Source organism: Frankia gtarii (genome assembly GCF_025403375.1).
In the GTDB taxonomy this organism is placed as follows: Bacteria; Actinomycetota; Actinomycetes; order Frankiales; family Frankiaceae; genus Frankia; species Frankia gtarii.
In genome coordinates, this window is the sequence record NZ_JAMPTM010000357.1 from 1 (window position 1) to 6240 (window position 6240).

Sequence of the window (6240 nt, forward strand, 5' to 3'; positions counted from 1 at the left end):
AGTCGACGCGGCGAACCAGTCGTTCGACACACCCGAGATCGGCGTGACACCCGAAGCACTGACAGCATAATCTAACCCAGGATCACGCGGAGTCACCCTCCGTACACCACGCCGCTGGACGTGACCCCATGGCTCATTCACCACAGCAGCTCGTGGCGGTTTGATACCAGCACCTGCATGCCGATATCGAAGGACCTACCTTCATCTCCGCAACAGCATGGTCGCTGTCGAGCGTTCCATTCTCTACCTCAGAACCTCATCCAGTTCCCTTCAGGACACACTAATCCGTTTTCGGAAGCTCAGTTTAAGACTCTCAAGTACAGTCATGATTTTCCGGACCGGTTCGGGTCGCTGGCCGATGCCCGCGCCTACTGCGAGGGTTTCTTCACCGCCTACAACCATGACCATCGCCATTCCGGGATCGCGTTCCACACCCCCGCCTCGGTCCACTTCGGCACCGCCGACCAGGTCCAGGCCCACCGCCAGGCCACCCTCGACCGCGCCCACGCGGCCCACCCAGAGCGGTTCGCCCGCCGGCCACGACCACCCCGTCTACCCGAGACCGTGTGGATCAACCAGCCCATTCCAAGCCAACCAGAAGAAGATCAACTGTCCCAGTTGACTTGACAACTACCGGAGGGCTACGGATCAGATGGTCTCCTGTGTACGGGCCGGGGCGCGCCCCGTCAGTCTGTACAGCCATCCGTACAGCCAAGCCCACGGACTCCGGCGAACGTCCGCGGACGGCAGCGAAACCGGACGGGCGGCTGAACAGGCTGTACGGACATCGGCGGACGTCCACGGACTGAGCGCGCCGAACTTGTAATCGGGAGGTCGGCGGCCCCGCCAGGTGTAGCTACCGCTGTAGCAACGACCACGGACGGCGATGGACACCGGCGGACGTTGGCGGACGGGCCGAGCTGCGGCGGGACCTGTGTCACTTGGTGTGATCCGTGCCTTCTAAGCACACGGTCGACGATGACGACCCCCGGTGGATGGCCCGGGTGGCAGTCGATGCTGCCGCGCCGCTTCCGCTCCTCGGCGCGCGGAGCGCGCCTGCGGTGCGGGTCGGCTTGCCACCGGACGGCCCGCGGACACCTCATGATCCGGGCCGGGTTCTGCCCGCCATGTGCCCGTGAACCATGGTCAACAGTGGGATCCCGTGAGACTCGCCGGGACCACAGCCCGACAATCACGGCGAAGCGTCCGCCCAGGTCAGGGCATGTTCACCGAGGCCAGGAGGACCACACGGCGCCGGGCCGACCGGCGCCCCGCGTAGTTTTCAAGACCGCCGCCATCGGCCACTAGGCGAGCCCTCCTACCTGGCGCTACGCCAGACAAGCGAGCTCATCCTACAAGATCCGATCATCGTCCCGCCGCCGCCGCGACGCGGCGCGGAGGCGGCTACTGGTCGGAGACGCGGGTGGGACGAGGCCAGGGGTAGCCATTCTCGGCCTCACAGGTGATGTTGAAGCGGCCGAGCAGGTCGGCGAAACATCGCCGGTCCTCGACGGACCAGTTCCCGAGGACCTGGCCCAGCCCGCGCAGGACCACATCGCGGTCGGCATGCAGGCGCTGCAGCCCCTGCTGCGTGACCGCCAGCTTGCGGGCCATCCCACCGTCGGGATCGGGGATGCGCTCGACCAGGTCGGCGTGGAGCATCGCCGCGGCCTGCCGGTTGACGGTGGAGACGTCCAGGGCGAAGGCGTCGGCGAGCTGCCCGATGGTCATTGGCCCCTCCGCCTCGATCCGGCTCAGCAGTAAGTACGCCGAGCGGTCGAGGGTGCGGCCGTGTTGCTTATGGGTGGACGTGGGCAGGATGTGATGGCGGGCGAGCAGCAGCAGCTCCCGCTCGATCTCCTGCAGGTCCTCGAGCACGCTCGCCTCCGCTGCGCATCCGGGCACCTATGCCCTCGTCTGACCGTGACCTTTATCCCAGGCTATGCGCAGCACCGACGTCTGTGCACGACACACATAGCATGTATCGTGCACATCAACGATCGTCCGTGGCTCCCGAAACGATCTCGTAAACCCCCCCTCGCAAGCGACATGGTCGTGCCGCACCCGCAGTCACTCGCGGTCCGCGCGCAGACGGTCACCTTCCGTCGGCGCCCCTCGCCGTCACCCACCCGGAGGCTCCCATGGCACAGGCGTCCGCCGACCCGACCAATCGGCAGGAGGGCGCACCCGCGCCCGGGCTGATGATCGGGGCCCTGGCCGCAGCCGGGGTCGTGGTCTCGGTCATGCACACCCTCGTGGTACCGCTGATCTCGGACCTTCCCGAACTGCTGCACTCATCTGCCTCGAACACGGCCTGGGTGGTGACCGCGACCCTGCTCGGCGCCGCGATCTCGACGCCGATCGTGGGCCGCCTCGGCGACATGTACGGCAAGAAGCGGATGATGATGGTCAGCCTGGTGCTGCTGATCATCGGTTCGATCGTCTGCGCGCTGAGCAGCGCGCTGCTGCCGGTGGTCGTCGGGCGTGCGCTGCAGGGTTTGGCGACAGGCCTGATCCCGCTGGGGATCAGCGTGATGCGCGACGAGCTCCCACCCGAGAAGCTCGGCTCGGCCCTCGGGCTGATGAGCTCCTCGCTGGGCATCGGCGGCGCCCTCGGCGTCCCGCTGTCGGCGATCATCGCCCAGCAGGTGAACTGGCACGTGCTGTTCTGGGGGGCGGCCGGGCTCGCGGCGCTGACCCTGCTGGTCATCTGGAAGGTGATCCCCGAATCGCCGGTGGGCGACAAGACCCACGGTCGCTTCGACTTCGTCGGCGCCCTCGGGATGTCCGCCGGCGTGCTGTGCCTGCTGCTGGTGATCTCCAAGGGCAGCGACTGGGGCTGGACCAAGACCACCACGCTGGGGCTCGCCGCCACCGCCGTCGTGATCCTGCTCGCCTGGGGCTTCTGGGAGCTGCGTACCCCGAGCCCGCTGGTCGACCTGCGGATCAGTGCCCGCCGTCAGGTCCTGATGACCAACCTGACCTCGGTCATCATCGGGTTCGCGATGTACGGCATGTCGCTGATCATCCCGCAGCTCCTGCAGGCCCCCAAGGGCACGGGCTACGGGTTCGGCCAGTCGATGATCGTCGCGGGGCTGTGCTTCGCGCCGTTCGGCCTCGTGATGATGCTGGCCTCCCCGGTCACCGCCCGGCTCTCCGCGGCCTTCGGGTCCAAGGTCACCCTGATGATGGGCGCGGCGACGATCTCGGTCGGCTACGGGCTGGGTCTGGTGCTCATGAGCGAGGTCTGGGAGATCATCCTCCTCGCCTGCATCATCGGCCTCGGGGTCGCCCTGGCCTACGCGTCGATGCCCGCCCTGATCATGGCTGCGGTGCCGGCGACCGAGACCGCCGCCGCCAACGGCCTGAACACCCTGATGCGCTCGCTCGGCACGTCGTCCTCCGCCGCGGTGGTCGGCGTGGTCCTCGCGCACATGACCACGACCTTCGAAGGCGTCGCGCTGCCGTCCGAGAGCGGCTTCCGGCTCGCGTTCGTCCTGGGCGCGGGGTCGGCGCTGCTCGCGCTGCTGCTGGCCACCTTCATCCCCGGCCGGCGGGCGAGCGCCGCGGTCGCCGTCCCCTCACAGCGGGAGACCACCGCCACCACCGCCGACGCGGAGACCGTGAACGCGGTCCAGGCCTGACCGCAGGCGGGCGTCGGCGGCCCGATCCGCATCATCCGCCGGCGCCCGCCGAACACCGGCCCCGTCACGCCTGCTTGCGTGTCGGGGCCGCGGTGTGGGCCCTCGCTCACCGGGCATCTGGTCAGGGTGCGCAGACACGGCCAGCAGAACGGGACCCGCGAGGTCGGCCGGCATGCCTACCGCGTCCAGGACTTGCTCGCGGACCACGACCGCGACCACGACCGTCCGGACGGTCGCGACCGCTCGGACGGTCGCGACGGCAACGACGGTCGCCTGAACGGGCAACACGGACAGGGCCGCCGGCAGGACCGCACCCGGCCGGATCTCGACGACGCGACCGCCGACGCGGTGGGCCGGCTCAGCGAGGCCCTGGAGTGGGTGGAGCGAGCCCGCGGAGCCCTTTACGAGTTCCACCAGTTGTCCGGGCACGCGGATCTCACCCTGATCGAGGCCATCAGCGGGCTGGAGGACGCCGGGCATCCGGGGATCGCCGCCAACATCCGCGAGGCGCTGTACGGCCGCAATGTGCTCGACGGACGCTGGACCTTCCAGATCGTCGAGGAGTACGACGAGCTGTACTACCGTCCGTTCGTCGAGGTGGACGAGGAGGTTCGGCGGCGGCTCACCGACGGGATGCGCCACGTCCACGAGGCCCGGATGAAGGCACGGGAGCGCGCCCGAGCCGGCCGGGACCTGTGGGGCCCCGGCGCCTGAGCGGGGGCACCCGGCCCGGCGGACAGGGTACGGACCGCCCCGGCCAGTCGGCCCCGCAGATCCTGGAGCACGGCCAGGTGCTCGGACCGCTCGACGATGTCGAGCGCGGCCACCACCCCCGCCCGATCACCCGTGGCGAGCGCCGCCCGGACCCGGACCAGGGCACAGCGCCGCAATGCGTCGAGCCCGTCCGGTCGGGCGGCATCCGGTCGGGCAGGTGGCGAGCTGACCGGCGAGTCAGCCGGAACAGCCGGAGTGGCCGGAACAGCCGGAGTGGCCGGGTCAGCCGGAGTGGCCGGGGCTGATGGCGACGGCTCGCCCTGGCCTTCCAGCGCGTCGGCCAGGTGGAGCTGCCAGCGCCGCAGCTCGTCGAGGCTCGCGAGGAGCTGCGGCCGGCAGCGAAGCAGCCCCGCCCAGGCGGACGAGTGTCCGGGCGACGGGGAACCTGCGCCGGTGATCTCGGGCCGCATCGGGTGGGGGCCGGTCAGCCGCAGGATCTGCGCGGTACGCCGGATCCGCAGCGCGCCGGCGGAGATCAGCATGAGTGCGTCGACGTCGAGCTGGCCGGCGGGTCGTTCGGACAGGTACTGGCGGATCGCGTCGTCCAGCAGCCGGCCGGCGCGGACGGCCGTGCGTGCCATGCGGGCAAGCTCCCGCGCGCGGGCCGGCTCCGGCGCGGCGGACGGCGCCGCCGCGGCGACCCGGACGAGGAACTCGGTGGCGGTCCGGTACGCGGTGGCGGCCCGCGCACGCACCAGTCGGGCCGCAGCCCCCGTCGGCCACAGCAGCGCGCCGACGGCGATGCTGATCAGAAAGCCGAGGACCACATCCTCGATGCGGACGAGACCGACCCGCCAGCCGGCCGGCTCGACGACGTTGAACAGCACCACGACGGCGACGGTGAACCCGGCCTGGCCGACGGCGAACGCGTTCGCCTTCCGGGCATAGGCGGCGATGAGCACCGCGACCGGCAGCAACGCCCACAGGACGGAACCGGCCTCGCCGGCCGCGACGACGGCGACTCCGCCGACGCCGATTCCCACGGCCGTACCGACCAGCGCCCGCGCGACCGTGATCCCGGTGGCCAGCGCGTTCGACCGCAGCACCGACAGGGTGCCGAGCACCACCCAGAAACCGTGCTCCAGCCCCGTCGCCCGGGTCACCGCCACCGCGAGCGTGAGGCCGGCGGCGCCACGCACACTGTTGCGGAACCAGATCGCCCGGACGTCGGCGTAACCGGCGGCGAGCTCGCGGGTCAGGCGCAGTCGGGCCCGGATCCGCTGCCATCGCGCCGCTCCCGGCATCGGCCGCCAGGGCCGGCGCTCCCCGGTCGCCACCAGGGTGTGCACCGCGAGCTGCCGGGTGCCGAGGGCCAACTGGCGCAGCCGGAACGCCTCGGCCGCCGCGGCGCCCGGTCCGATCGGGTCAGCGTGCTGCCCCGCGGTCCGGCCGATCGCGTCGAGCAGGGCCTGCCCGATCCCCCGGGCAGTCCGGTCAAGCCGCTCCACTCCCAGCGATGCGCCGCGGCGCCCGTCCCCGGCCGTCCGGAGCACCCGGGCCGCGGTGGGCGGCCGGTCGAGGCGGTCGAGGCGGTCGGACCGGTCGAGGCGGTCGGCGATCCCGTGCAGGGTGTCGACGACGGCCGCCAAAAGCTCGGCGCCCGGTCCGGGGAAACAGTGCCGGCGCACCCGTTCCCCGTCGGGGGCGGCGAGCGCGAAGGGGACGATCCAGTTCAGATCGACGACGGCGTGGCCGAGAGCGGCCGCGGAGCCGCCCGCCCCGGTCGGGCGGTACGAGGTCGCGGCGAAGCGCCGGCGGACCTGCGCCACCGCCGAGCGCACCACGGCGCCCATCACCTGCGCCCCGCCGGCCGCCTCCACCC

At 71.2% G+C, this 6240-nt stretch carries 3 protein-coding genes and 2 pseudogenes; 3 read left to right on the forward strand and 2 right to left on the reverse strand.

The window, feature by feature from the left end:
- Window positions 1–282: 282 nt before the first annotated feature.
- Window positions 283–627: pseudogene (locus tag NBZ83_RS34070) on the forward strand (integrase core domain-containing protein); the annotation flags it as partial.
- 777 nt (window positions 628–1404) lie between these two features.
- Here the strand turns inward: NBZ83_RS34070 and NBZ83_RS29285 are convergent.
- Complete coding sequence (locus tag NBZ83_RS29285; RefSeq protein WP_261570806.1) at window positions 1405–1905, reverse strand: MarR family winged helix-turn-helix transcriptional regulator; 501 nt, start codon at window positions 1903–1905, stop codon at window positions 1405–1407.
- Window positions 1906–2141: 236 nt separating this feature from the next.
- Between NBZ83_RS29285 and NBZ83_RS29290 the strand changes: the two genes are divergently transcribed.
- Together NBZ83_RS29290 and NBZ83_RS33520 are read left to right on the forward strand one after the other, a co-directional pair.
- On the forward strand, window positions 2142–3644 hold the full coding sequence (locus tag NBZ83_RS29290; protein WP_261570807.1) for an MFS transporter: 1503 nt from the start codon (window positions 2142–2144) through the stop codon (window positions 3642–3644).
- 126 nt (window positions 3645–3770) lie between these two features.
- On the forward strand, window positions 3771–4358 hold the full coding sequence (locus NBZ83_RS33520) for a hypothetical protein (RefSeq protein ID WP_308203835.1): 588 nt from the start codon (window positions 3771–3773) through the stop codon (window positions 4356–4358).
- Between the two features lie 854 nt (window positions 4359–5212).
- Here the strand turns inward: NBZ83_RS33520 and NBZ83_RS33525 are convergent.
- Window positions 5213–6211: pseudogene (locus NBZ83_RS33525) on the reverse strand (FUSC family protein); the annotation flags it as partial.
- Window positions 6212–6240 lie beyond the last annotated feature (29 nt).